Source organism: Nocardia rhizosphaerae (genome assembly GCF_042650365.1).
Classification (GTDB): Bacteria; Actinomycetota; Actinomycetes; order Mycobacteriales; family Mycobacteriaceae; genus Nocardia; species Nocardia rhizosphaerae.
This window is the reverse complement of the sequence record NZ_JBHSBA010000003.1, coordinates 993,359-1,016,717: the sequence shown is the minus strand read 5'-3', so window position 1 is coordinate 1,016,717 and position 23,359 is coordinate 993,359. Positions and strand designations below refer to the sequence as shown.

Annotated in this window: 23 protein-coding genes and 5 tRNA genes; 14 read left to right on the top strand and 14 right to left on the bottom strand. The window is 68.2% G+C overall.

Annotated features, from left to right (window positions below; translation table 11 throughout):
* Positions 1-10: 10 nt before the first annotated feature.
* From ACFOW8_RS06400 to ACFOW8_RS06390, 3 genes are all read right to left on the bottom strand, one after another.
* Entirely contained in the window at positions 11-1,216 is a 1,206-nt protein-coding gene (locus ACFOW8_RS06400) for a Dyp-type peroxidase (RefSeq protein WP_378546811.1), read from the bottom strand.
* Positions 1,209-1,754 carry a copper chaperone PCu(A)C gene (locus ACFOW8_RS06395; protein ID WP_378546808.1) on the bottom strand — a complete coding sequence of 182 codons (546 nt, stop codon included), beginning with the start codon at positions 1,752-1,754 and terminating at the stop codon, positions 1,209-1,211. The genes ACFOW8_RS06400 and ACFOW8_RS06395 overlap by 8 nt, the downstream gene beginning before the upstream one ends.
* 202 nt (positions 1,755-1,956) lie before the next feature.
* The gene (locus tag ACFOW8_RS06390; RefSeq protein WP_378546806.1) at positions 1,957-2,508 is read right to left on the bottom strand and encodes a hypothetical protein; all 552 of its coding nucleotides are present in this window, start codon (positions 2,506-2,508) and stop codon (positions 1,957-1,959) included.
* Positions 2,509-2,660: 152 nt separating this feature from the next.
* Here ACFOW8_RS06390 and ACFOW8_RS06385 point away from each other — a divergent pair, with 152 nt between their 5' ends.
* A complete protein-coding gene (locus tag ACFOW8_RS06385; protein ID WP_378546803.1) occupies positions 2,661-3,101 on the top strand; it encodes a DUF6069 family protein in 441 nt (146 codons plus the stop codon).
* Positions 3,102-3,157: 56 nt separating this feature from the next.
* Here ACFOW8_RS06385 and ACFOW8_RS06380 read toward each other — a convergent pair whose 3' ends face one another.
* Positions 3,158-3,877, bottom strand: coding sequence for a polyprenol monophosphomannose synthase (locus ACFOW8_RS06380; RefSeq protein WP_378546800.1), 720 nt, complete (start codon positions 3,875-3,877; stop codon positions 3,158-3,160).
* 224 nt (positions 3,878-4,101) lie between these two features.
* Positions 4,102-4,785, bottom strand: coding sequence for a GAP family protein (locus tag ACFOW8_RS06375; protein ID WP_378546798.1), 684 nt, complete (start codon positions 4,783-4,785; stop codon positions 4,102-4,104).
* Positions 4,786-4,926: 141 nt separating this feature from the next.
* Between ACFOW8_RS06375 and ACFOW8_RS06370 the strand changes: the two genes are divergently transcribed.
* The 3 genes from ACFOW8_RS06370 to ACFOW8_RS06360 are packed head-to-tail and all read left to right on the top strand — an operon-like array spanning position 4,927 to position 7,530.
* A complete protein-coding gene (locus tag ACFOW8_RS06370; RefSeq protein WP_378546795.1) occupies positions 4,927-5,235 on the top strand; it encodes a hypothetical protein in 309 nt (102 codons plus the stop codon).
* Positions 5,235-6,500, top strand: coding sequence for a hypothetical protein (locus ACFOW8_RS06365; protein WP_378546793.1), 1,266 nt, complete (start codon positions 5,235-5,237; stop codon positions 6,498-6,500). Before ACFOW8_RS06370 ends, ACFOW8_RS06365 begins: the two co-directional genes overlap by 1 nt.
* Positions 6,501-6,510: 10 nt before the next feature.
* A complete protein-coding gene (locus ACFOW8_RS06360) occupies positions 6,511-7,530 on the top strand; it encodes a hypothetical protein (protein ID WP_378546790.1) in 1,020 nt (339 codons plus the stop codon).
* Between the two features lie 42 nt (positions 7,531-7,572).
* On the opposite strand, the gene ACFOW8_RS06355 is transcribed toward ACFOW8_RS06360, so the two are convergent.
* Positions 7,573-7,646 (bottom strand) — tRNA-Asp (locus tag ACFOW8_RS06355).
* 388 nt (positions 7,647-8,034) lie between these two features.
* Between ACFOW8_RS06355 and ACFOW8_RS06350 the strand changes: the two genes are divergently transcribed.
* Genes ACFOW8_RS06350 through ACFOW8_RS06340 form a run of 3 tightly spaced genes read left to right on the top strand, consistent with a single transcriptional unit; the run spans position 8,035 to position 10,807 of the window.
* The gene (locus ACFOW8_RS06350; protein ID WP_378546787.1) at positions 8,035-8,856 is read left to right on the top strand and encodes an SDR family oxidoreductase; all 822 of its coding nucleotides are present in this window, start codon (positions 8,035-8,037) and stop codon (positions 8,854-8,856) included.
* Between the two features lie 9 nt (positions 8,857-8,865).
* Positions 8,866-10,071, top strand: coding sequence for an acyl-CoA dehydrogenase family protein (locus tag ACFOW8_RS06345; protein WP_378546784.1), 1,206 nt, complete (start codon positions 8,866-8,868; stop codon positions 10,069-10,071).
* Between the two features lie 49 nt (positions 10,072-10,120).
* Positions 10,121-10,807 carry a TetR/AcrR family transcriptional regulator gene (locus ACFOW8_RS06340; protein ID WP_378546781.1) on the top strand — a complete coding sequence of 229 codons (687 nt, stop codon included), beginning with the start codon at positions 10,121-10,123 and terminating at the stop codon, positions 10,805-10,807.
* Positions 10,808-11,146: 339 nt separating this feature from the next.
* Here ACFOW8_RS06340 and ACFOW8_RS06335 read toward each other — a convergent pair.
* The 4 genes from ACFOW8_RS06335 to ACFOW8_RS06320 form a co-directional block, all read right to left on the bottom strand.
* Positions 11,147-11,223 (bottom strand) — tRNA-Phe (locus ACFOW8_RS06335).
* 58 nt (positions 11,224-11,281) lie between these two features.
* A tRNA-Asp gene (locus ACFOW8_RS06330) sits at positions 11,282-11,355 on the bottom strand.
* 30 nt (positions 11,356-11,385) lie between these two features.
* Positions 11,386-11,458: transfer RNA gene (locus tag ACFOW8_RS06325), tRNA-Glu, on the bottom strand.
* A gap of 92 nt (positions 11,459-11,550) precedes the next feature.
* Positions 11,551-12,222 (bottom strand): TetR family transcriptional regulator, encoded by a 672-nt coding sequence (locus ACFOW8_RS06320; RefSeq protein WP_378546778.1) that lies wholly within the window; start codon positions 12,220-12,222, stop codon positions 11,551-11,553.
* 776 nt (positions 12,223-12,998) lie between these two features.
* Here ACFOW8_RS06320 and ACFOW8_RS06315 point away from each other — a divergent pair.
* From ACFOW8_RS06315 to ACFOW8_RS06305, 3 genes are all read left to right on the top strand, one after another.
* Positions 12,999-13,074: transfer RNA gene (locus ACFOW8_RS06315), tRNA-Lys, on the top strand.
* 136 nt (positions 13,075-13,210) lie between these two features.
* The gene (locus ACFOW8_RS06310; RefSeq protein WP_378546775.1) at positions 13,211-13,801 is read left to right on the top strand and encodes a DUF937 domain-containing protein; all 591 of its coding nucleotides are present in this window, start codon (positions 13,211-13,213) and stop codon (positions 13,799-13,801) included.
* A 228-nt stretch (positions 13,802-14,029) separates the two neighbouring features.
* A complete protein-coding gene (locus ACFOW8_RS06305; RefSeq protein ID WP_378546772.1) occupies positions 14,030-14,986 on the top strand; it encodes an acyl-ACP desaturase in 957 nt (318 codons plus the stop codon).
* A 63-nt stretch (positions 14,987-15,049) separates the two neighbouring features.
* Here the strand turns inward: ACFOW8_RS06305 and ACFOW8_RS06300 are convergent, their stop codons facing one another.
* A complete protein-coding gene (locus tag ACFOW8_RS06300; RefSeq protein ID WP_378546769.1) occupies positions 15,050-15,634 on the bottom strand; it encodes a hypothetical protein in 585 nt (194 codons plus the stop codon).
* Between the two features lie 274 nt (positions 15,635-15,908).
* Here ACFOW8_RS06300 and dusB point away from each other — a divergent pair, with 274 nt between their 5' ends.
* The 4 genes from dusB to phoU all read left to right on the top strand — a co-directional run bounded on the left by dusB (position 15,909) and on the right by phoU (position 20,456).
* Positions 15,909-17,072 (top strand): tRNA dihydrouridine synthase DusB, encoded by a 1,164-nt coding sequence (dusB, locus tag ACFOW8_RS06295; protein WP_378546766.1) that lies wholly within the window; start codon positions 15,909-15,911, stop codon positions 17,070-17,072.
* 338 nt (positions 17,073-17,410) lie between these two features.
* Positions 17,411-19,321: an LCP family protein gene (locus ACFOW8_RS06290; protein WP_378546763.1), complete on the top strand. Its 1,911-nt coding sequence runs from the start codon at positions 17,411-17,413 to the stop codon at positions 19,319-19,321.
* A gap of 141 nt (positions 19,322-19,462) precedes the next feature.
* Positions 19,463-19,690, top strand: a complete 228-nt coding sequence (locus ACFOW8_RS06285) for a hypothetical protein (protein ID WP_378546760.1) — start codon at positions 19,463-19,465, stop codon at positions 19,688-19,690.
* Positions 19,691-19,793: 103 nt separating this feature from the next.
* The gene (gene phoU / locus ACFOW8_RS06280) at positions 19,794-20,456 is read left to right on the top strand and encodes a phosphate signaling complex protein PhoU (RefSeq protein ID WP_378546757.1); all 663 of its coding nucleotides are present in this window, start codon (positions 19,794-19,796) and stop codon (positions 20,454-20,456) included.
* Between the two features lie 147 nt (positions 20,457-20,603).
* Here phoU and pstB read toward each other — a convergent pair whose 3' ends face one another.
* Genes pstB through pstC form a run of 3 tightly spaced genes read right to left on the bottom strand, consistent with a single transcriptional unit; the run spans position 20,604 to position 23,276 of the window.
* Entirely contained in the window at positions 20,604-21,380 is a 777-nt protein-coding gene (gene pstB / locus ACFOW8_RS06275; RefSeq protein ID WP_378546754.1) for a phosphate ABC transporter ATP-binding protein PstB, read from the bottom strand.
* A gap of 19 nt (positions 21,381-21,399) precedes the next feature.
* Positions 21,400-22,305 carry a phosphate ABC transporter permease PstA gene (pstA, locus tag ACFOW8_RS06270; protein WP_378546751.1) on the bottom strand — a complete coding sequence of 302 codons (906 nt, stop codon included), beginning with the start codon at positions 22,303-22,305 and terminating at the stop codon, positions 21,400-21,402.
* Entirely contained in the window at positions 22,305-23,276 is a 972-nt protein-coding gene (gene pstC, locus ACFOW8_RS06265) for a phosphate ABC transporter permease subunit PstC (protein WP_378546748.1), read from the bottom strand. Before pstC ends, pstA begins: the two co-directional genes overlap by 1 nt.
* Positions 23,277-23,359: the final 83 nt, after the last annotated feature.

Genomic DNA, 23,359 nt, shown 5'->3' with positions numbered 1-23,359 from the left:
GCCGGACCGTTCAGCTCTCGAACAGCTGTTGTCCGAGGTAGTGCCCCGGCCCCGGCACGCCGGGCGGGATGGCGAACACGGCCGATCCGATCGGCGTCGTCCACTCGTTGAGCGCGTCGAATTCCGCCAGTCGCCGCTGCACCGGCAGGAACTGGGTGTCGACGTCGCGCTGATACGCCACGAACAGCAACCCCGAGTTCGACACCTGCCCTGGCGCCGGCATCTCGTCGTAGTTGAAGCCGCGGCGCAGGAAACGTTCCCCGTCGTGCGTGTGCCTGGCCCGCGCGACATGTGACGACGGCGGGATGACCGGAATGCCGTTGCGGTCGACCGCGGCCAGGTCCGGTTCGTCGTGTTCGGCGGTCCCGGTGAGCGGGGCGCCGTTGCCGACCCGCCTGCCGACGGTCAGCTCCCTGCCGTCCTCGTCCAGCTCGTCCCAGGTGTCGAGGTCCATGGCGATGCGCCGCAGCACCAGCGAGGTGCCACCGGCCAGCCACGGCACGGCCGCGCCGTCGTCCCAGACCAGCCGATCGAAATCGAGCGTGCCGGGGGCGATGTTGACCGTGCCGTCGACCTGACCCATGAGATTGCGCATGGTCTGGCCCTTGGGCGCGTCCCGGAACCCGCGTTGCACCCAGCGCACCGTCACCAGCGATTTCACGTGCTTGCACAGCACCCGCACCGCGTGCGCGACCGTCGTCGCCTCGTCCGCGCACACCTGGAGCACCAGGTCGGCGCCGGTGTAGGCGGGCTCGAGCCGGTCGATGGCGAACGGCGGGAGCTGGCGCAACCACGACGGCCGCCGCTGCGTGAGCCCGGCGACGGTGAACAGTTCCGGCCCGAAACCGACGGTGACCGTGAGCCGGGCCGGACGGGCGGCCAGCTCCGGTTCGGTGTCGGCGAGCGCCGGCACGCCCTGGGTTAGCCGCACCGCGTCGTCGGTCCAGATCCGGAGCAGGCCGATCACGTCGTCCCGGTCGGCGCCGGGCACCAGATCGAACCCGGCGAAGGCCACGTGCCCCGGCGGGTCCTGTTCGATGCCGGCCTGGTGCGCGCCGTAGAACGGGACGACGTCGAGCGCCTCGTCCCGGTCCCGCGCATCGTCGGTGAGACCGGCGGCGCCCCAGCCGAGTCCGGCCGCGCCGGCGACGCCCGCTACCGCGGCGCCACCGCCGAGCAAGCTGCGCCGGGACAGCCGGTACCGCGAATCAGCCACCGTGCGAGGGGTTCTCGGTGCCCGGCACGTAGTTCTCCTTGCCACCGGCGAAGTCACGCACCTGCGCGGTGACGACGGTGCTCGAGCCGTCGGCGAAGGTGAGCGTGAGCGTGGTCTCCCCGCCGGTGCGCAGCGGCTCGGTCAGATCCATGAACATCAGGTGCTCGCCGCCCGGCTTCAGGACGGCCTCGCCCTTGGCGGGAATCGTGATACCACCGGCTTTGGGGCGCATGGACTTCACGCCTTCGCTGTCTGGCACGACCTCGTGGATCTCGACCCGGTCGGAGGCGGGGCTGGTGGCCGAGATCAAGGTCACCGGGGTGTCCCCGGAGTTCTTCAGGTTGCCGAAGGCGGCCGACATGCCGGAGTCGGCGGCCTTGATCCACTGGTCGCTCATGGTGACCTGGTCGGCGGACGCGGTGGGCGCCGGGTCGGACTCCGCGCAGGCGGAGGCGAAGACGGTGAGCAGGGAAAGGGCGACCGCCCCGCCGAGACGGCGGACAGCACGGGCGGACGGCGCGTTGGCACGGGGGAACATCGTGGAGCTCCGATCATCGGGATGAGTGACGCCCGGACCGGTTCGCGGTGCCGACCACCGGTGCGGCGGCCGCATCTGGTTGCCGGGTCGGCGTACCCGGAGGCGGGATGCCGGGCGGGTGTCGGCAACGGCCGGACAAGACCGTGCGCGACGTCTCGACCCGGCGTGAACTCGCCCTGCGTCGGCGTACGTCCGACCGGAACTAGGCCGGTACGGGATGAAGTGCGGTGTGGTCCGCGATGGGCGGACCACGCACCACGATCCCGGATCGCCGGTACAGCCCGCGCAGGATCGCGCGCTCGTCGGTGCGTGGCGCCGAACCGAGCCGGACCTCGGGCGCCGGAGCGGCACCGAGCACCCATACCAGCCCGCGCACACTGGTGATCGCTCGCCGCACCCCCACCTCGGCGGCCCGGATGGCGAGCGCGCCGACCGGGATCGCCACCAGGTGCGCGAGCAGCATGGCGACCGAGGCCACGTGGTGATGCTGGGCGTGGCCGAGGGAGAGCGCGCTGTGGCCGACGAGCTGACCGACCGCGAGCACCACCATCGTGGACAGCGGGGTGATCCCGCGTGGCAGGGCGGCGGCCACCACGCCGATCAGGGCGCAGGCGGCGAGCAGCAGGGTCAGCGAGGAACCGGACGGAGCGCCGGTCGCGCCACCGAGGCCGTGCGCGAGCACGGCGACCGCACCCGATGCGGCACCCACCGCCGCGCCGCGTAGGCGCGCGGTGTGATCCGACGGTGAACGCACCGAACCATCCTACGACCCGGTGTCGTACCGGCTCGGCGAGCGGCCTGTGACCGGCATCTCATCGCCGCGCGCGACGAATTCGACAGCAGGGCTTGACCTAAACAATTGTTTAGGTTTGATGATGGTCTCACCACCGAATGAGGGAGCACATCATGACCACCGCAACCGCAACAACCCGCACCGTCCCCGCCCTGCCCGCGCTGACCAGGCCGGTCGCGGTCATCGGCGCCGTCGTCGCGGCCGTCGTGCTGAATCTGATCGTCTGGGGCATCGGCGAGCTCGCGGGTGGCTCGTTCACCATGACCAACGCAGGCGTCGTCAGCGATGTCGCGCCGGGCGGGGTGATCCTGATGTCGGCCGTACCGCTGCTGGTCGGGATGACCGTCGCCGTGCTGGTGTCCTACCTGTGGACCGGGGTGTTGCGGGTGGGCGCGGTCGTCGGCTCGCTGCTGTCGCTGGGCACCATCGCCATGACCGTGTCCGCCGACTTCGACACCGCCTCCACCGTCGCGCTGTCGCTGATGCACGTGGTGCTGGTGCCGGTGCTGGTGATCGCGCTGGAAGGGGTGCGGCGCTCCATCAGTGCCCGTTGACCCCCGTATACAACGATGGACCCCACCTGGCGGTGGGGTCCATCGTCTGTCGTGCGCTAGACCGAGCGGCCGAACAGCAGCTTCCACGGCATCAGCGCCGATTCCAGCTGCACCTTCAGGCTCATCTTCGACGCGCCCACAGTGCGCTCCTCGAACCGGATCGGCACCTCCGCGATCGTGTAGCCCTTCTTGATCGCGCGGTAGTTCATCTCGACCTGGAACGAGTAGCCGTTGCTGCGGATCGAGGCCACGTCGATCGCGCGCAAGGTGTCGGCCTGCCACGCCTTGAAACCGGCGGTAGCGTCCTTGACACCGAGGCGCAGGATCAGATTCACGTAGAAATTGGCCCAGGCCGAGAGGGCCTTGCGGTACCACTTCCACTCCTCGGCGGTCGAGCCGCCCGGCACATAGCGGGAACCGAGAACGACGCCCACATCGGCGGAGCTCAGCTGCTCCAGCATGGCCGGGATCACCTCGGCCGGATGCGAGAGGTCGGCGTCCATCTGAATCACCACGTCGGCGCCGTCGTCGAGCGCCTTGGTGATGCCCGCGATATAGGCGCGGCCGAGGCCGTCCTTCTCGGTGCGATGCAGCACACTCACCACGTTCGGCAGCTCGGCGGCCAGCTTGTCGGCCACCTCGCCCGTGCCGTCGGGTGAGTTGTCGTCCACCACCAGCACGTGCAGGTCGGGGACCGGCAGCGCCGTCAGCCGCTCCACCGCCACCGGCAGATTCTCCCGCTCGTTGTAGGTCGGCACAACAACGGTAACCCTCAAGGGTCGCCCTCCCTGCTCACCTGGTTACGCCCCGCTCACTACGGCCGGAGCTGTCATCGATTCGTTATGACCGTACTCGATCGACCTGACGCGAACCTGAGTGGCTGTTGTATGGCGGCTGGCGCCGCGGGTCTCGGCCCGGTAACCTCGACTCTTCCCTCTCTGCGGGCACCCCTTCGTCGTGCCCTCCGGTCAGTCCGGAGTCGAGGGCAGGCCGAGACCGTCTACCACAGCTGGCTCGCGTGGACCAGAGCGTCGACCACCAAGATCACGCCGAACACCACGAACAGCACCCGCACCACCGGCGGGCCGAACCTGATCACGCCGCGCACCAGCACCCGGTACACCTTGCGGGCGCGTGGGGTGCGGCGGGTGGCCAAGGCCAGTACCAGCAGCGGGACCAGCAGCGCGATCGCGCAGTACCCGGCCACGATCAACGGCCACACCACCGGCAGCGGCCGCTGCGCCGACAGCAGCGCCAGGGCTGCCAGATACGGCACCGAGGTCGGCACCTTCGCCAACCCGAGGGTGAATCCGAACACGCCGAGCAGCCATGGATACCGGCGCACCGGCTGGACCCACCGCCCACTCCCGCGCATCGTCGTGTCCATCGGCAACGCGGCCACCACCAGCAGCACCACACCGATCAGCAGCTCACCCCAGTACCGCTGCAACGGGGTGAGCTGAAAATCGAACAGCCGGACCAGGAAATCGATCCCGAGCACGGTGACCACCCCGAACGCCACCGACACCACGAACACGCCACCGAGGAAACTCAGCCCACTCACCACCGGTGAGCGCCGCGTCAACCGGCTGTCAGCGACCACCGCGGTGGTGATCGCCACCAGCAACACATCGAGTGCGTCGAGCACCGCGAACCCGAGCAACGTGATCAGCAGGACACCCATGACCCCAGCGACCCTACTCGCCGGTCAGCGGCGCCTCGAAAACGAACCTTGCACCTCGGGGCCGCTTACTGGTTACGCTTTTCGTGCCGGGAGTGCCCGACGAGCACCCGCGATCGTGAAGGGGATGTCACCGTGGCGGAAATGTCATTCGACCCGTCAGCGCTCGACGCGTATCAGCGCGCCGCAGCTCGGGTCGCAGATCTACTCGGAGAAGCGGCGACGCAGACGACGACGGCGGCGGGGGCCGACCTGTCGGGGCTGGGGGTGCTGGGGCGGGAGTTCGCCGCGGCCTGGACCGCCGCCGCGGCGGCGCACGCGTCGACATTGAGCACCGCGGGGAACCTCGTCACGGTGTATCAGGGGATTCTCGGTCGCTACGGCGCCGATGTCACCGGGATCGACACCGGGCTCGCGGGCGAGCTCGGTGCGATCGAAGGCGAGGTGGCGTGATGCGTGCCAAGTCGCTGGCCACCGAGACCACGCTCAGCACCGTCTCGCCCGCCGAAGCGGAGGCCAAGATCGAACCGGTCATCGCCCTGCTCGAAGTGCCGCTGCTGGAATTACGGAAGTCGCTCGGCAGCAACACCGCCGCCGCACCGAACGCCGACGTGGCCGCCGCGCTCACCTCGGCCTCCGCCGCGACCACCGCCACCGAGGATCCACACCGGCTCGGCCTCTACGCACTGGAATCCACCGAGACCGCGGCCCCGGCCACCCCGGCACTGCGCCGGACGGCCACCGAGGTCTCGGCCGCCGCCGATCGCGGCCGGCGCCTGAGCACCCTGCTCGGCCAGGCCCACGCCACCCAGGCGAGCGCGGCCGCCAAGGTCGACGCGATCATCGCCGATTTCCGGCGGAAGGCAAGGGCCGCCGCGCCCGCGGTGAACGAGAACAACCTCGACGCCATCGTCGAGCTCGCCGAGGAGGCGATCACCGAGGCCGTGGGTGTGGTCGGCACCGCGAGTACCGAAATGGACCAGTACACCCGCGACACCAACGAGCTCACCTCCGATCTCGGCGGCACCAACGGCGTGACGGTCCCCGATGGCGCGACCGAGGTGGCGCCCGGCGTCTACGTACTCGGCCGTGGCGGCACCGCCACCGACACCCTCGACGCCGACACCACCACCACCGATCCGGCGCTGGCCGCCCAGCTCGCCTTGCAGGAGGCCCTGATCGACGGCGGCGTCGCCCTCGGCACCGCGGCGATCGATGCGGGTGTCACCTTCGGCACCCACCTGATCGACAAGATCGCCGAGGTGGCCATGCACGGTATCGACAAGGGTGCCGAACTCGGCACCACCGGCATCGACACCCTCGCCGCCAACCTCACCGGCACCGGCGCCGAGAGCGCGGCGACCACCCCGGCCACCACCACGCCGACGACGCCGTCGACCAACGGCGGCAATTCCGGTGGGCTGTTCGCCGGACTCGGCAACGGCGACACCACCACCAAGCCGGAGCCGTCGAACAACAGCAACAACAACTCGACGAGGCCGGCCCCGGCCGCGCCGTTCGCCCAGTCCCCGCAGACACCGGCGACCGAAGAGCCGCAACAGAGTACGAAACCGGCCCCCGCGCCGGCGGCGCCGCAGCAACCGACGCAGACCGGGGTGATCCCGCCGGCCGCGCGTCCGCAACAGGACCAGGAGACCGAACGTCCGTCGGCCGCGCCGAAGCACGGCCAGCCGGGAGTCGTCCCGGCGACCGCGTAGGCCACCGCGGATGGACAACCCGTTCGGCGCCTATCTGCCATCGCCGGAGCCAGCCCGCCGCCGCCCCAAAGGCAGGCGGCGGCGCAGGCGCGAGGCGGAACCGCAGACCATCGGCACCAACCCGGAGACCTGGCCGCCCCCGGACCCGGAACCGTATGTCGAAGCGGCCCAGGACAATCCGTACGCGCCGACCGAGCCGATCCACCGGAACCAGGACGAGGAGGACGGCTTCACCGGCGACTGGAACGACTGGCACAGCGACGCCGCCGCACCGGAACCGCGCCACGGCGAGGAAGTGGACTGGAACGACTGGGCCACCACCACCGCCACCGAACAGAGCAGCGACCGGGTGGAGATGCCGGTACTGCCGCGACTCAAGGATTTCGGCGGTGGCGGGACGATCTCCCGGCGCCCACGCAAGTCCTACGACGACGAGCGCTACGACGATCCGCACGGCAGGGCGAAGGCCGCCGCGGCGGTGAAGGGCGTGGTCGGCGCGCTGCTGTTCGTGGCGCTGGTCGGCGTGGCGGCCACCATCTTCCTCGGCCCTGGCGAGCAGGCGCAGGCCGGTCAGGCGGCCGTATCCGGTTCGCCGACGACCGAATCCGCCGCGACCACCGTGCCGCCGCTGCCCGCGCACGCCGTGGCCGGCTGCGAATCGTTCCGCAGCCAGTCCATCACGATCAGCGCCGAACGCGGCGACACCGCCACCCCGCAGGGCGCGATCCTCGGCTTCGAGTACAGCTACTACGTGGACCGCGACGCCGCCAAGGCTCGTACCTACGTCACTCCCGACGCCCACGTCGGCGACGAAGCCGCCATCGCCGCAGGCATCGCCACCTTCCCCACCGGCGTCAAATACTGCATCCACATCACCAGAGCCGACGCGGGCGACCCCACCCTCTGGAACGTCACCGTGCAGCAACAGTGGCCGGGCGACGCCGAGATCGAGAAGATCCAGCAGGTCATGCGCACCGCCGAGGTGGCACCGGGCCGCTTCCGCATCACCAGCATCAATCACCGCGAATAGCGAGAATCCCCTCGACCCGGATCGGGTGAGGGGATTTCGGTGCGACCCTGACGGGACTCGAACCCGCGACCTCCGCCGTGACAGGGCGGCGCGCTAACCAACTGCGCCACAGGGCCGTGATGCGTCGCCGCATCGCGCGTAGGACTGTACCCCGGAGCGCGGCTTCGCGGGTAATCCCGCAGATCAGTGCCGTCGGCCGGACATTCTCGCGCAGCGTGGGGCCATCGACGCCCGTGGTCGACATCTCCCGCGACCCGCAAACTTGAAGTTGACGTCAACTTCTATTAAATTCAGACGCAGATCCAGCACACACCGCGAACCACTCGCCACCATTCCCGACGACCACGATCATCGCCGACACCGTGGGTTTCAGTTTTCCATCGGCATGGCACCGAGAACGTGTTCGGCGCTCGGCGGCTGCGGGAGACAATCCGGCCGGGGTGCGCGACGATCCCGCCGCGATCCCCGATACCCAGCCGTACCGCTGAACGAAGGAACCCCACTGTGAGAGTTGCCGAGAAAGTCGCCATCGTCACCGGCGGCGGCGCCGGAATCGGGGCGGCCCTGGCCGCCGCGCTCGCCGCGTCGGGCGCCAAGGTGGTCGTGTCCGATATCGACGCGGCGGCAGCGCTGGCCGTGTCGGAGCGGATCGCCGCCGAGTATCCGGGCGCGAGTGTCGGGGTCGGCGCCGATGCCGCCGACAGCGCCGCCATCGAGGGCATGATCGCCCTCGCCGAACGCGAATTCGGTCCGGTCGACCTGTATTTCGCCAATGCGGGCGTGAGTGGCGCTCCCGGTCTCGACGCCACCGAGGACGACTGGGACTTCTCCCTGACGGTGAACCTGCGGGCGCACATCAGGGCGGCTCGGCTGCTCGTCCCCCAGTGGGTGGAACGCGGCGAAGGCTATTTCGTCAGCACGGCGTCGGCGGCGGGGCTGCTCACCCAGATCGGCTCCGCCACCTACGCGGTCACCAAACACGCCGCCGTCGGGTTCGCCGAATGGCTGAACGTCACCTACGGCGACAAGGGTGTGCGGGTGAGCTGCCTGTGCCCGATGGGCGTGAACACGAAACTGCTGTACGCGGGCCAGGATTCGGGCGAGCGGCTCGGTGCCGCCGCCACCAGGGCGGTCGTCTCGGCGGGCGCGGTGCTCGAACCCGCCGAGGTGGCCGAGGTCGTGCTCGCCGCCGTCGACGCCGAGCAGTTCCTGATCCTGCCGCACCCACAGGTGCTCGACATGTACCGCAACAAGGGCGCCGACTACGACCGCTGGTTGCGCGGCATGCGCCGCTATCAGTCGGCCCTGCTGGACGAGATCAACTGAAGGAGAACGATGTTCGAGCTGACCGACCGCGCCGAGAAGTACCGGGCGGACCTGCTGGACTTCATGGATACCCACGTGTATCCGGCCGAGCCTGTGTACGAGGAGCAGATGCGGGAGTCGGGCGACCCGCACTTCCAGCCACCGGTCCTCGAGGAACTCAAGGCCGAGGCCAAGCGGCGCGGCCTGTGGAATCTCTTCCACCCGCATCCCGGCCGCGGTCCCGGCTTGACGAATCTGGAATACGCGCCGCTGGCCGAGATCATGGGTCGCAGCGAACTCGCACCGGAGGCCTGCAACTGCAACGCCCCCGACACTGGGAACATGGAGGTGCTCGAACTCTTCGGCACCGAGGAGCACAAAGAGAAGTACCTGAAGCCGCTGCTCGATGGCACCATGGCCTCGGCCTTCGCGATGACAGAGCCGCGGGTGGCGAGCTCCGACGCCACCAATATCGAACTGTCGATGGTCCGTGACGGCGACTCCTATGTGCTCAACGGCCGCAAGTGGTTCGCCACCAACGCCATGCACAAGAACTGCCGGGTGCTCATCGTGATGGGCAAGACCGATCCGACCGCGGCGCCACACCGGCAGCAGACCATGATGGTCGTCCCCATCGACGCGCCGGGCATCACCATCATGCGCGGCCTTCCGGTGTTCGGCTATCAGGACCGCGACGGGCACGCCGAGATCGACTTCACCGATGTGCGGGTGCCCGCCACCGACGTGCTGAAGGGCGAGGGCGAGGGTTTCGCCATCAGCCAGGCCCGGCTCGGCCCCGGTCGCATCCACCACTGCATGCGCACCATCGGCATGGCCGAGCGCGCACTGGAACTGATGTGCACGCGCGCCCTTTCGCGGGTGACATTCGGCAAGCCGATCGCCGACAACGCCAACATCCAGGACTGGATCGCCGAAGCGCGCATCGAGATCGAGATGATCCGGCTGCTCACGCTGAAGGCCGCCCATCTGATGGACACCGTCGGCAACAAGGCCGCGCGCACCGAGATCGCCGCGATCAAGGTGGCCGCGCCGAGCATCGCGCTGAAGATCGTCGACCGGGCCATCCAGGTGCACGGCGGCGCCGGCGTGACCGACGACTTCCCGCTCGCCTCCGCCTGGGCGCATCTGCGCACCCTGCGGCTCGCCGACGGCCCCGACGAGGTGCACAAGCGGGCCATCGCGCGCCAGGAACTGCGCAGGTACCAGCAGAGATGAGTCACACCGTCGGCCGGGTGATCTTCGCGCCCAGGATATAACTGTTCCCATGGAACGTCCCGCGAATGCCGACAGCGAGGCCGCGCCATCGATGGCGCGGACCTCGCTGTTGCGCGAGCTCCCGGCCACTCCGCGCGGCCTGCGCACCAGAACGGCATTGATCGACGCGGGCCGGAAGGTGTTCGAGCGACTGGGTTATCTCGATACCCGGCTGGTCGACATCACCCAGGAGGCGAACTGCTCCTCCGGCACGTTCTACACCTACTTCGCCGGCAAGGAGGAGATCTTCGCGGCGATCCTGGAGCATGCCCAGGAAGACATGATGCATCCCGGCATGGAACATGTCGTCGGCGAGGACGACCCGGCCTCGATCATCGAGGCCAGTAATCGGGCCTACTTCGAGGCCTACAAACGCAATGCGAAACTGATGGGCCTGCTCGAGCAGGTCGCCAATATCGACCCCGAGTTCAGCAAGCTTCGCCAGCTCCGCTCCGACGCCTTCATCCGCCGCAACGCCCGCAGCATCGCGAGCCTGCAGCGCCGCGGCCTCGCCGACCCCGACCTCGACCCCATGCTGGCCTCCCGCGCCCTCTCCGGGATGGTCAGCCGGCTGGCCTTCGCCTATTTCGTCATCGGCGACGGCCACGTCGACGGCGAACCCAAGCCCGTCGACGACCTCGTCTACACCGTCACCCGCCTCTGGGTGAACGCCCTGCGCCTGCCAACCAAGCCCTGACCTCACCCGGTCCGCTGTCCCGGTGGTCGGCCCCGGCTCGCCGCGTTTCGGACGGGGTTGCATAATCGAACGTATGTGCGACTCCCGTCAGCCCTACCTGCGCGCCGACCGGCACACCGAGACAGCTCCGCACTTCTGCCCCCATGGACATCGACTGGGGCCCGGGCGCTCACGCGTCGGCGTGTTGCCCTGCCTGCGGATCGGCGGCCACCATCGCACGCACACCTGCCTCGCCTGCGGCACCACGATGTACTGCCCACCGATTCATAACGAATGCGAGCACTGACCAACGCCGGATACGAAAAATCCCCTCTACCAGGGACTCTGGTGAGGGGATTGTGGTGGCCAGGGCCGGGATCGAACCGGCGACCTTCCGCTTTTCAGGCGGACGCTCGTACCAACTGAGCTACCTGGCCGCAGGCACCCGTACTGAATGCCATACGCGAAGCGCCGGATTGCTCCGGCGCTCACTTGCGACCCTGACGGGACTCGAACCCGCGACCTCCGCCGTGACAGGGCGGCGCGCTAACCAACTGCGCCACAGGGCCTTGCTGTACTGCTACACAGTCCGAAGACTGTACCCCCTACGGGATTCGAACCCGCGCTACCGCCTTGAAAGGGCGGCGTCCTAGGCCGCTAGACGAAGGGGGCTCGTCCCGGATCTCTCCGGACCGGCTTTCAACGTTTCCGTTGGGAGCTCGCATAGCTTATGACAGGTGCGTGCGGTCTTCCAAATCGCCTGGTCAGGCGCCCAAACCGAGGTCGTCCAGGCGAGCGTCGGCGCGCCACCCCTCGACTCGGAACTGCTGGAGCCACGCCGGGGTCGCCATCGCCTCCACGATAACCTCCAGCACCTCGGCGAAGCGGGCACGCAGATCGGCGGCCGCGCCACCGGCGATCGGGTCGACCAGATACCGCTGACCCGCGAGGGCCGCGGCGAGGGTGCGGGTGAAGCGGTCCGGGTCGGCGTCGGCGCGCAGCTGCCCGCGATCGATCGCGCGGACCGCGAGCACCCTGGTGGCGCGGCCGACGATGCGGGCGCCGCCGTTGCCGACATCACGATGGAAGTCGGGCTCGATCACCAGCCGGTACTCGGCCTGCACGACGGTGTCGTGCTCGAGCCGGAGCGCGATCTCGTCGACCAGCCCGTGCAGGACATCGAGCGGCCCGAGGTCCGAGCGCGCCAGCCAGCGCTCGGCACAGATCCGGTAGCGCTCCACCGCGGTCTCCAGCACCGCGCGCGCCAGATCCTCCTTGGAGTCGAAGTGGAAGTACATCGCCCCTTTGGTCGCGCGCGAACCTTCCAGAATGCGGTTGAGCGATGCCGCGGCATACCCGCTCTTCCCGAACTCGACGGCCGCGGACTTGATTATCGCCGCGCGTGTCCGGCGGGCCCGCTCTTGCTGCCGTGCCATGCTCGAAACGCCTCCGAACCTTCTCACCGCTCACGATCCATAACGGACCGTGAGCGCAAAATAGTGGTGTTAATTCAAACTTTCGGTATGAAATCTCGCAGAAAAGCCGGTACCCCTCCGGCTGCTATAGTTCGCCTGCCCGAGTGCGCCGCAGGGGGTGCACACTCGGGCCCAACTACCTGTGAGAACCGCCTCCTCTTGCGGTAACGCCGACCCCTTCGCCCGAGGGCCCCGGTGCCATTCGTGATCACCCCGGCACTCGCGAACCCTCGTTGAATTCCTCGGCACCTCGACCGGCACCGGTCGTCGGAAAGCACGGCGCCGGTGATAGTCCCGAAATTCACCAGGCGATCACCGTACCCGGATTCATCCGCCGACACGCGGCAAATGGAACACCCGGCACGGATATCCGGCCCAGCAAACGGGGCGCAACCGAAATTGTTTCGTTCGCTATGAAATCCGCAGGCGCGCAGCCCGGTTGACCACACCGCCGCCGCTGCGCCGACCCCCCGACGTGCGCGAGACGCGCCTCCCCACCGCACCACCTGATCCGCCACAAAACCCCTGATCTCCGAAAGCTGTTGCAATACAACAGTATTCGATACCACCTCGCCACCGGAAGTGCGAACAGCGATGAGGGCCAGCCGTTTCCCACCGCATCGTCGGCACCGCGTACTTCGTTACCTGCGCCGACCAGCCCGGATCGCCTCGCGGTGACCGAGCGCACCGACCGGTATTCGGCTCAGCGGCACGGTGTCCGCTAGACTCCCCACCGCGCCCCTTTAGCTCAGTTGGTAGAGCTGGTGACTTTTAATCACTAGGTCGTAGGTTCGAGTCCTACAGGGGGCACCACGCGGGCCACGTGACCATCGTCACGTGGCGACGCCACATCTCGGCCGCGACGCCGAAACCCTCGATCCCGCCACCTCGGTCTTCTACCCTGAGCGCGACCCGGCACTACCGGGCACACCCCAACCAGGCGGAGCTGATGACCTCTTTCGATGATTTGCTCTCCCAAGTTCCGATCGCCCAGATCGCCGACCAGCTCGGTGTCGACCAGGCGACCGCGACCACCGCCGTCCAAGCGGCGCTGCCGACGCTGCTCGGCGGCCTACAGGCCAACGCGACCCAACCCCAGGGCGCGGCCTCCCTGCTCGGCGCGCTCGACCAGCACGGCGGACTCGTCGAGGGCGAGGGCGCGGTCGACCTGCAGCAGGTCGACACCGCCGACGGCGAGAAGATCGTGAACAACGTGTTCGGCGACGAGAAGAACACCGTGATCAGCGCGCTCGGCGACACGGCTGGCACCGGCGGCAACGATCTGATCGGCAAGCTCATGCCGATCCTGGCCCCGATCGTGCTCGCCTATGTGGCCAAGCAGCTCACCGGCGGTGGTGGCGGCACGGCCGCACCGGCGCCGCAGGCCTCCGGCGGCGGCCTCGGCGATCTGCTCGGCGGCCTGCTCGGCGGCAGCACCAACAGCGGCGGCCTCGGCGGCGCGATCGGCGAGGCGTTGTCGAAGAACGCGGGCGGCGCGCTCGGCGGCATCCTCGGTGGTCTGCTCGGCGGGAAACGGTGAGATTTCGTTACGTGGGCTAACACCGGACGGCCCGCAGCGATAGTCCCTACGCTGCGGGCCGAACGCCTAGACTCGTCCGCATCACCCAACGGCGTCCGCCGAGGTTGTGGCGTTGCTCAACTTCGGCGGAAATCCGCCCAGTTGCGTTTCGCATCACACCTACGGTGCCGTAAGGTATGGCCGCATCGCGACGTTCGACCGCAAGCACGACAGCGAAGGGTTTTTTACATGGCAAGGGATCTGACTCAACTCGAACTACTCACGGAGTTGGAGCCGGTTGCCGAAGAAAACGTCAACCGGCACCTGTCGCTGGCCAAGGAATGGCATCCGCACGACTACGTGCCGTGGGATGAGGGCCGCAACTTCGCGGCCATGGGCGGCATCGATTGGGATCCTGAGCAGTCCAAGCTCAGCGAGGTGGCCAAGGCCGCCATGATCACCAACCTGCTCACCGAGGACAATCTGCCCTCCTACCACCGTGAGATCGCCGAGAACTTCTCCCAGGACGGCGCCTGGGGCACCTGGGTCGGTCGCTGGACCGCCGAGGAGAACCGCCACGGCATCGTCATGCGGGACTACCTGGTGGTCACCCGCGGCGTCGATCCGGTGGCGCTCGAGAACGCCCGCATGGTGCACATGACCAACGGTTTCGCCTCGCCCACCGAGGTGGACGCCGGCTTCCTGCACTCGGTCGCTTACGTGACCTTCCAGGAGCTGGCCACCCGCGTGAGTCATCGCAACACCGGCAAGGTGTGCGACGACCCCATCGCCGACCGGATGCTGCAGCGCGTCGCCGCCGACGAGAACCTGCACATGATCTTCTACCGCAATATGTGTGGCGCGGCCCTCGACCTGTGCCCCGACCAGGCGATCGAGGCCATCTCGCTGATCGTGGAGAACTTCCAGATGCCCGGCGCCGGGATGCCGAACTTCCGGCGCAACGGCGTGCTGATGGCCAAGCACGGCATCTACGACCTGCGTCAGCACCTCGAAGAGGTGGTCCAGCCGGTGCTCAAGAAGTGGGACGTCTTCGAGCGCACCGATTTCACCGCGCGCGGCGAGGCCACCAGGGAGCGGCTCGCCGGGTTCCTGGAGAAGCTGGAGGGCGATGTCCTCAAGTTCGAGGAGCAGCGCGACAAGATGCTCGCCCGCGAGGCCAAGAAGCGCGAGCTGGCAGGCGTCTAGCCACCACGACACCGAAACGCGCCGTCTCCCTGCCGGGAGGCGGCGCGTTTGCCGTGGTGCTGCCTACTTGGTCGGCAGGGCGCCGTCGGTGCTGCCGACGTCGGTGATCTGCCAGTCCTTGCCCGCGTCGACGGTGACGTTGTAGGTGACCGTATTGCGCAGGCCGTCGGGGTTCTGCGCGTTGGTGGTGCTCACATCCACGAACGCGGCCACCTCGTAGACCTGGCCTTCGTGCGAGAGCACCTTGGCGGTGATCGGAGTCGCCGAAGAGGTCCACCGCAGCGGGACGATGATCTGCTCGAGCTTGTCACCGGTGGCGGCGAACTTGTTCGCCAACTCCGGCGAGGTGCCCGCCTTCAGCTTGCCCACCCAGGCATCGACGTCCTCGAAGTTCAGCGTGGCCGAGCCGACGGCGTAGTCGAGGGCGATCTGCTCTGCCTTCGCGTCGTCGGTCTCCTGCGCCCGCAGCGCGGACAGATCGGCGCGGGCGGAGCCGTACAGGACGCCGAGCACGATCGCGGCGATCGCGAGGACGGCGATCACCGCGCCGCCGATCAGCGACGAGAGCTGGACCGAGACCGTGCCCCTACCCGGCTGCGGCGGGGTCGGCTCGGTGGCGGGCTTGGTCAGATCGGTGGCGTCGGCCATGGGTGTCTTCTCCGATGAGTGGGGACAGCGCACCACCTCGAGGCGGCGGTGCCAGCGCAGCCAAGGTTACTGAGCTGTTGCGGAGGGATCGATCCACCGACCGTGCCCACCGCCGCGTGCGCGGTGGCGGCACAGCCGAAAACAATGCTGTAACCACGCGAAACAGGTATTGCGCGATATCGATCACACCCGCCGACGGAACCGACCGCTCCACCGGGCCGATGTGATCGCCCCCACCTGGGCCGAGGCAGGCCCGACCTCGGATGATGCGACAATGGCCGATGTGACTCTGACGATGCCAACGGCCCCGACGGCGCTGCGGATCGGACCGTACCCGGTCGATCCGCCGGTCGTGCTCGCCCCCATGGCCGGCATCACCAACCGCGCCTTCCGCAGTCTGTGCCGGGAGTTCGGCAGCGACACCTCGATCTACGTGTGCGAGATGATCACCGCGCGCGCGGTGGTGGAGCGCAACGAGAAGACACTGCACATGATGTCGTTCGACGACGACGAGAGCCCGCGCTCGATGCAGCTCTACGGCGTCGATCCGAAGACCCTGGGCGAGGCCGTGCGCATCATCGTCGGCGAGGGCATGGCCGACCACATCGATCTCAATCTCGGCTGCCCGGTGCGCAAGGTGACCAGGCTCGGCGGTGGTTCCGCGCTGCCGTACAAGCGCAGGCTGTTCGCCAATATCGTGCGGGAGATGGTGCGGGCCGCCGAGCCCGCCGGTGTCCCGGTGACCTTCAAGTTCCGCATCGGCATCGATGACGACCACCTCACCTACCTCGACACCGGCCGCATCGCCGAGGCCGAAGGGGCGGCGGCCGTCGCCCTGCACGCGCGCACCGCGGCCCAGCTGTACTCCGGTGCGGCGGACTGGTCGGCCATCGCGCGGCTCAAGGAGACCGTCACCACCATCCCGGTACTCGGTAACGGCGACATCTTCTCCGCCGACGACGCGCTGCGGATGATCGCCGAGACCGGCTGCGACGGCGTGGTGGTCGGCCGTGGCTGCCTCGGCAGGCCGTGGCTGTTCGCCGAGCTCAGCGCCGCCCTGCGCGGCGAGCCGATCCCCGAGGGGCCAACCCTCGGCCGCGTCGGTGAGATCCTCATCCGGCACGCCACCCTGCTCACCGAGCACGACGGCGAGGACAAGGCCATGCGCGATATCCGCAAGCACATGGCCTGGTATCTGATGGGCTTCCCAGTCGGCTCCCAGCTGCGGCGCAGCTTCGCCACCGTCTCCCGATTGGCCCAGCTCGACGATCTGGTCGCCCAGCTCGACCCGGCGATCCCGTTCCCCACCGACGCGCTCGGCCCGCGCGGCCGCCAAGGCTCGCCGCAGGCGAAGGTCGCCCTGCCCGATGGCTGGCTCGACGATCCAGAGGACGACACGGTCCCCGCCGCGGCCGATGTGATGCACAGCGGCGGCTGATCCCGCGAGGTCACCGCGCATTCGTCAAGGGGTGTGCAACGAGTTCGCCGTCGATTCGAATGCGTACTGGAGTGGCTACTCGTGGCGGAATCGTTATCATTGCGGACATCGTTGCGCTGCGGTACGAATCGGGGCCGTCGACGACGCGCAAGCTGCGGCAGTTAGAGAAGTGAGGTTCGTTGGTGGGTGACGATCGGCGTGGGCGAACACCCCGGTCCGGAGGTCGCGCCCCCTGGGAGCGCTATCCCCCGCCGGGCCCTCCTGAGCAGCCGGAGAGCGGCTCTCGGAGATCCAGGCACGCGGACGCCGCGCAGGACCCCACCGCGCCGCCGCTGACGGTGCAGGATCTGGTCGACCGGGTCGACAGCGAGCGCACCAGGCGCGGACGGCGCTCCGCCGACGCGCAGACCACCGGCTCGCGCGCGGGCAGGCGAGCCCGCGAGCAGGCGCCGCGTCCTACCCAGCGTCCCGAGCTCCCGCCGCGCGCCGAAACCCCGCGGGCCGACTCCGCGCCGATCAAACGGGCCGAGTCCCCCGCTGATCGGATCGCGACCACCGCACTACCCACCGGCACGACGCGCGGGGCCCGCAAGCCCGCCGCGCCGCGCCGCGCCGCCGACCCCGCCGGTGATCCGGTCACCGACATCCTGCCTGCGGTCACCGACACCGCCGCACCGGCGAAGCGCGCCAAGCCGGTCAAGACCGCGCCTACCGCGCCACCGCGCCGTCCCGGTGCTGGGGAGCGCCGCGGCAAGCAGGCCAGGATGGCGGGCCGGATCACGCTCACCGTTTTCGCGGTGCTCACCCTGGTCGTCACCGGTGGTGGCTGGAGTTATCTGCAGGCGACGAACAACAGCTTCACCCAGGTCTCTGCGCTCGACGGCAGCACCGAGGACGTGCTCGACGGCAGTATGCAGCTCGGTGACGAGAACTACCTCATCGTCGGCACCGATTCCAGAGCCGGAGCCAACGCCGACGTGGGCGCCGGCACAATCGACGACGCCGAGGGTGCCCGTGCCGACACGGTGATGCTGGTCCACATTCCGCAGGACCGCTCCAGGGTCGTCGTCGTGTCCTTCCCCCGCGATCTCGACGTGACGCGCCCGCAGTGCGCGCAGTTCGACAACGCGGCGAACAAGTACGAGTCACAGAAATCGCCCGGCGCCGTCGGCGACAAGCTGAACGCGGTGTACGCGTTCGGCGGCCCGCGCTGCCTGGTCGACGTCATCCGCAAGATGTCCGGCCTCAATATCGGCCACTTCATCGGGATCGACTTCGCGGGCTTCCAGGCCATGGTCGACCACATCGACGGTGTCGAGGTGTGCTCCACCAAGCCGATCATCGATGGTGTCCTCGGAACGGTGCTCGAGAGCTCCGGCAAGCAGCGGATCAACGGCGAGACCGCCCTCAACTATGTGCGAGCCCGACACGTGATCGGTGACGAACGCAGCGACTACGACCGCATCCACCGGCAGCAGACCTTCCTGGCCGCGCTGCTCCGGGGCGCACTGTCGAGTCAGGTCCTGCTCGACCCCGCGAAGCTGCAGGGCTTCGTCAACGCGTTCAGTCAGCACACCTTCGTCGACGGGGTAGAAGCCAAGGATCTGATCCTGCTCGGCCGTTCGTTACAGAAGGTGAACGCGGGCGCGGTCACCTTCATCACCGCGCCGACCGCCGGAACCACGGATTACGGCAACGAGATCCCGCGTGAGTCCGACATCAAGTCGATCTTTCGCGCGATCATCGATAACCAGCCGCTCCCCGGCGAGCAGACCGCCCCGCCGGTGACGAGTTCGTCCAGCAGCACCCCTACCCCGGCGACGCCGGCGCCCACCATGTACGCGGTGAGCCCCGGCACGGTCTCGCTGCAGGTGAACAACGCCAGCATGACCGCGGGCATCGCCCGCCAGACCGCCAACAAGCTGAGTACGCAGGGCTTCGGCATCTACAGCGTCGGCAACGACCCGGCAGGCAGCGACACCACCAAGGTGCGCTACTCCGAGGGCAACGAGGCGGCCGCGGCCACTGTCGCCAGCGCGATTCCGGGGGCCACCCTGGAACGCAACGACGATCTGTACGGCATCGTGGAGGTGGTGATCGGGGCGGACTTCTCCGGCCAGATCCGCACCCCCACCGATGTGGGTTCCGAGCTGCCCCCCATCACCGAGGGCAAACCGGTCACCGCCGCGCCGGTGGCGCTGCCGTCGGACCTCGAGCACATGAACGCCGCCGACACCAGCTGCGACTGACTGTTGGATGTGTCATACATCACATCATGGAACCGGGCGTGCAGCCACCGCGTCCTAGTTGGTAGATCAGCCGAAAATTGTTGCTGGGGAGGGTAATTCATACCCGATCGGCTGATCTGCACTTTTCTACGGGAGGACATGATGAAGAAGGCAATCTCGGCCGCTCTTGTCGCGGGCGCAGCCGCGGCAGGTATGACCATGGTGGTTCCAGCGGTCGCGGCCGCGGGCAATATGGACGGGCTCTACCCGACCTCGCAAGCTTGCTGGGACGCGATCGCGGCCGCGACGCGAAACGGAACATACGACGCGCCGCCCTTCACCTACTACTGCAAGCAGACGCCGAGTGGCTACTGGGTGATCACCCGCTGATTCAGCTCGCGGCGTGGGGCCGCTGAGCTGGTAGGACGCTGCCATCCGGCATTCACCCGGCGTTGGGTGACAGCGGCCCCCGCACCTACTACTGTCTGCAAACATGCGTGTCATCTACAACGAGCAAATGGCCGATCTCGCCAACCTCCTCGGCGAGATGGCCGGTCTCGCTGGCCAGGCGATGGAGCAGGCCACTCAGTCGCTACTGCAGGCCGACCTCGCGCTGGCCGAACAGGTCATCGGTGAGCAGGACCGGATCGCGGTCATGATCGCCGAGGCCGAGGAGAAGGCCTTCGCGCTGCTCGCGCTGCAGGCCCCCGTCGCCGGCGATCTGCGCCAGGTGGTCAGCGCCATCCAGATCGTCAACGACGTCAATCGGATGGGCACCCTGGCCCTGCACGTCGCCAAGGTGACGCGCCGCCGCCACCCCAACCACGCCGTTCCCGAGGCCGTCAACGGCTACTTCGCCGAGATGGGCCGGATCGCGGTGAACATGGGCGCGGGCGCCAAAGAGGTGCTCGAGACCCGCGATCCCGAGCGCGCCGCCCAGCTCAACCAGGACGACGAGGCGATGGACGACCTCCACCGCCACTTGTTCACCCTGCTGATGGACCGGGAATGGAAGTACGGCGTCGCCGCCGCGGTCGACGTCACCCTCCTCGGCCGCTACTACGAGCGCTTCGCCGACCACGCCGTGGAAATCGGCCGCCGGGTCATCTTCCTGGTCACCGGCGTTCTCCCGGCCGATACCGACCTGGAGAGCTGAGTACCGCCGAAAGGGCCCGTGCATCGGATGCACGGGCCCTTCGCATGCCTGGGGCACAGGTCGCACCGCAGGCACAGTGCTGTTTCCCGACATCCACGCGAGAGCCCCCGCACTCCGGAAGGAGGCGGGGGCTCTCACCGTGTTCGCTTACCCGAAGCGGCCGGAGATGTAGTCCTCGGTGGCGCGCTGGGTGGGGTTGGAGAAGATCTTCTCGGTGTCGTCGATCTCGATGAGCCTGCCCGGCTTGCCCTGGGCCTCGAGGTTGAAGAAGCCGGTCTGGTCACTCACACGCGCCGCCTGCTGCATGTTGTGGGTGACGATGACGATCGTGAACTCCTTCTTGAGCTCGGTGATCAGGTCCTCGATCGCCAGGGTGGAGATCGGGTCGAGCGCCGAACACGGCTCGTCCATCAGCAGCACGTCGGGCGAGACCGCGATGGCGCGAGCGATGCACAGACGCTGCTGCTGACCACCGGAGAGGCCGCCGCCCGGCTTGTCGAGCCGGTCCTTGACCTCGTTCCAGAGGTTGGCGCCGCGCAGCGAGCGCTCGGCGACCTCGTCGAGCTCCTTCTTGTTGCGCACACCCTGCAGCTTCAGGCCCGCCACCACGTTGTCCTTGATCGACATGGTGGGGAACGGGTTGGGCCGCTGGAACACCATGCCGATGGTGCGGCGCACGCCGACCGGGTCGATGTTGGCGCCGTAGATGTCCTCGCCGTCGAGCAGCACCGCGCCTTCGACGCGGGCGTTCGGGGTCACCTCGTGCATGCGGTTCAGCGACCGCAGCACGGTGGACTTGCCACAACCCGAGGGACCGATGAACGCGGTGACGCTGCGGGGCAGCACGGTCAGGTCCACACCGGCCACGGCCTGGAAGGAGCCGTAGTAGATATTCAGATCTTTGACGTCGATCCGCTTGGCCATCTGAGTTATCCGTTCGCTTCTATCGGTTCCGGGTGAGCCACTTGTTGACGCCGGCGGCGGCCAGGTACAGCAGCGCGATCATCAGGATGAGAGTGAGTGCCGCACCCCACACGCGCTCGCGGCCCGCCGCCTCAGGGTTGGCCAGTTCCTGGTAGATCATCAGCGGCAGCGAGGCCATTTCGCCGTCGAAGATGTTCTGGTTGATCGACTTGCTGTAGCCGACCAGCACCAGCACCGGCGCGGTCTCACCCATGACGCGGGCCACCGAGAGCAGCACGCCAGAGATCATGCCGGGCGCTGCGGTGGGAATGACGATCCGCAGGATGGTCTTCCACTTCGGCACGCCGAGCGCGTATGACGCCTCGCGCAGTTCGTCAGGCACCAGCTTGAGCATTTCCTCGGTGCTGCGCACGACCACTGGCAGCATCAGCAGCACCAGTGCCAGCGAGACCGCGAAGGAACTCCGCGGCATCCCCATGGTCGAGATCCAGAGCGCGAAGATGAACAGCGCGGCCACGATCGATGGCACACCGGCGAGGATGTCGACCATGAAGGTGGTGACCTTGGCCAGCCTGCCCCTCCCGTACTCCACCAGGAAGACCGCTGCCATGATGCCCAGCGGCACCGCGATGAGCGTGGCGACCAGCGACTGGACGATGGTGCCGTAGATCGCGTGGTAGACACCGCCGCCGGTCTGATCGGGCAGGATGCCCTTCTGCGAGTTGAACCACCAGTCGGCGCTGACGATCGCGGTGACACCCTTGGTGACCACCAGGCCGAGCACCCACACCAGCGGGATCAGCGCGATCACGAAGCAGATGGTGACCAGCGCGGTCGCGAAGTTGTTCTTGATCCGGCGACCGGTGCTGACCTCGCGGAAAGTCGGTGCCTTGATCGGCTTGTCGAGGGTCGTCGTGGTGGTCATCAGCCGTTCACCTTTCCGCCGGAGGCGAGGCGGGCCAGCGCGTTGACGACGAAGGTCAGCGCGAACAAGACGAAGCCGGCGGCGATGTAGGCGCCGGTGGGCAGTGGTGCGCTGAACTCCGCCGCTGCCGAGGCGATCTTGGAGGCGAAGGTGTAGCCACCGTCGAACAGCGACCAGCCACCCGCCTCGGCCGCGGTGCGCAGCACAACCAGGACCGCGATGGTCTCGCCGAGCGCGCGGCCGAGGCCGAGCATCGAGCCCGCGATCACGCCGCTGCGGCCGTAGGGCAGCACGGTCATCCGCACGACTTCCCACTTGGTGGCGCCGAGGGCCTGGGCGGCCTCGATATGCGCGCGGGGGGTGAGCGCGAACACCTCGCGCGAGACCGAGGTGATGATCGGCAGGATCATCACGGCGAGCACGATGCCCGCGGTGAAGATGGTGCCGCCGCCACCGATCGAGACATTGCCGTCGGCGAAGAGGAAGAACCAGCCCAGGTTGTCGTTGAGGAACTCCTGGACCGGCGAGATCTGCGGAGCGAGCACCAGGAAGCCCCACAGACCGAACACGATGGACGGCACCGCGGCGAGCAGGTCGATCAGCATGGTGAACGGCCTGCCCAGCCGCGACGGCGCGTAGTGGGTCAGGAACAGCGCGATGCCGACACCGATCGGCACCGCGATGACGAGCGCGAAGATCGAGCTCAGCACCGTGACCATGAACAGGTCACGGATACCGAATCGCAGATTGTCCGCGTTGCCGGTGGCGAACTCGGTGCTGGTGAAGAAGTTGACCTGGTCAGCCCTGAGGGAAGGAACCGCGCGGATCAACAGGAACAACGCGATCAGCGCGATGGCCGCGACGATCGTCGCACCCGCCGCGGTGGCCAGCCACCGGAAGAACGTCTCGGCGTTGAGCAGCCCAAGACGTCCCTTGACAGGGGCCTTGTCGGTTTTCGGATCGGTCGGCATAGTCGCAGTATCTCCGGCCGCCCGCGGGCCCGTCGAGTTCGACGAGCCCGCGGCGGTCACCTCAGGGTGCGTGGTCATGGCCA

Excerpts from the sequence above, each read along its gene's own strand:
- ACFOW8_RS06395 (WP_378546808.1), bottom strand. The coding sequence starts at position 1,754 with ATGTTCCCCCGTGCCAACGCGCCGTCCGCCCGTGCTGTCCGCCGTCTC.
- ACFOW8_RS06385 (WP_378546803.1), top strand. The coding sequence starts at position 2,661 with ATGACCACCGCAACCGCAACAACCCGCACCGTCCCCGCCCTGCCCGCG.
- ACFOW8_RS06375 (WP_378546798.1), bottom strand. The coding sequence starts at position 4,785 with ATGGGTGTCCTGCTGATCACGTTGCTCGGGTTCGCGGTGCTCGACGCA.
- ACFOW8_RS06370 (WP_378546795.1), top strand. The coding sequence starts at position 4,927 with ATGTCATTCGACCCGTCAGCGCTCGACGCGTATCAGCGCGCCGCAGCT.
- ACFOW8_RS06365 (WP_378546793.1), top strand. The coding sequence starts at position 5,235 with ATGCGTGCCAAGTCGCTGGCCACCGAGACCACGCTCAGCACCGTCTCG.
- ACFOW8_RS06360 (WP_378546790.1), top strand. The coding sequence starts at position 6,511 with ATGGACAACCCGTTCGGCGCCTATCTGCCATCGCCGGAGCCAGCCCGC.
- ACFOW8_RS06345 (WP_378546784.1), top strand. The coding sequence starts at position 8,866 with ATGTTCGAGCTGACCGACCGCGCCGAGAAGTACCGGGCGGACCTGCTG.
- ACFOW8_RS06340 (WP_378546781.1), top strand. The coding sequence starts at position 10,121 with ATGGAACGTCCCGCGAATGCCGACAGCGAGGCCGCGCCATCGATGGCG.
- ACFOW8_RS06320 (WP_378546778.1), bottom strand. The coding sequence starts at position 12,222 with ATGGCACGGCAGCAAGAGCGGGCCCGCCGGACACGCGCGGCGATAATC.
- ACFOW8_RS06310 (WP_378546775.1), top strand. The coding sequence starts at position 13,211 with ATGACCTCTTTCGATGATTTGCTCTCCCAAGTTCCGATCGCCCAGATC.
- ACFOW8_RS06305 (WP_378546772.1), top strand. The coding sequence starts at position 14,030 with ATGGCAAGGGATCTGACTCAACTCGAACTACTCACGGAGTTGGAGCCG.
- ACFOW8_RS06300 (WP_378546769.1), bottom strand. The coding sequence starts at position 15,634 with ATGGCCGACGCCACCGATCTGACCAAGCCCGCCACCGAGCCGACCCCG.
- dusB (WP_378546766.1), top strand. The coding sequence starts at position 15,909 with ATGGCCGATGTGACTCTGACGATGCCAACGGCCCCGACGGCGCTGCGG.
- ACFOW8_RS06285 (WP_378546760.1), top strand. The coding sequence starts at position 19,463 with ATGAAGAAGGCAATCTCGGCCGCTCTTGTCGCGGGCGCAGCCGCGGCA.
- phoU (WP_378546757.1), top strand. The coding sequence starts at position 19,794 with ATGCGTGTCATCTACAACGAGCAAATGGCCGATCTCGCCAACCTCCTC.
- pstB (WP_378546754.1), bottom strand. The coding sequence starts at position 21,380 with ATGGCCAAGCGGATCGACGTCAAAGATCTGAATATCTACTACGGCTCC.
- pstA (WP_378546751.1), bottom strand. The coding sequence starts at position 22,305 with ATGACCACCACGACGACCCTCGACAAGCCGATCAAGGCACCGACTTTC.
- pstC (WP_378546748.1), bottom strand. The coding sequence starts at position 23,276 with ATGCCGACCGATCCGAAAACCGACAAGGCCCCTGTCAAGGGACGTCTT.